1 protein-coding gene is annotated in these 847 nt (G+C 66.1%); it reads left to right on the forward strand.

Annotated elements, in window-relative coordinates:
- Positions 1-92 precede the first annotated feature (92 nt).
- A partial coding sequence (locus tag AC5Y49_RS24765; protein ID WP_499892015.1) for an MFS transporter occupies positions 93-847 on the forward strand: 755 nt, incomplete at its 3' end.

An 847-nucleotide genomic window follows, 5' to 3' on the forward strand; every position in this document is an offset into this window, starting at 1 on the left:
CCCCAACCCGCCACCATCACCAACCCCAACAACCACCTCATCACCTCCTGGACCCGCACCACCACCATCACCAACCCCGCACTGGTGTTGCGATGAGGGCCTTTATCGTGCGGTTCCGCGGATTCGACGGGCCCAGCCGGGTACTGATGATCAACCAGTTCGGCATCAACATGGGCTTTTACATGCTGATGCCGTATCTGGCCGGGTACCTGGCTGGCCCGCTCGGGCTGGCCGCCTGGGCGGTCGGGCTGGTGCTGGGCGTGCGGAATTTCTCCCAGCAGGGCATGTTCATCGTGGGCGGCACCCTGGCCGACCGGGTGGGCTACAAGCCGTTGATCGTGGCCGGGTGTCTGCTGCGCACAGGTGGTTTCGCGCTGCTGGTGGTGGCCCACTCGTTGCCAGCCGTGCTGATCGCCGCGGCGGCCACCGGTTTCGCCGGCGCCCTATTCAACCCGGCGGTGCGTGCCTATCTGGCCGCTGATGCCGGGGATCGCCGCGTGGAGGCCTTCGCCATGTTCAACGTCTTCTACCAGGCCGGAATCCTGGTGGGCCCGCTGGTCGGACTGGCCCTGCTAGCCGTCGACTTTCAGGTCACCGCGGCAGCCGCGGCGGCGGTGTTCGCCGTGCTGACGGTGGCGCAGCTATTAGCGCTGCCGCAGCGCGGTGTCGATCCGGCACCGCAGAAGACGTCGTTCCTGCAGGACTGGCGGGTTGTCGCCGGCAACCGGCGGTTCCTGCTCTTCGCGGCGGCGATGATCGGCTCGTACATGTTGACCTTCCAGGTCTACCTGGCGCTGCCGCTGCAGGCCTCGATGCTAACGCCGAAGTTCGAAAAAACATTGGTTGC

The sequence above is a fragment of the Mycobacterium sp. NGS62 genome, assembly GCF_059812285.1.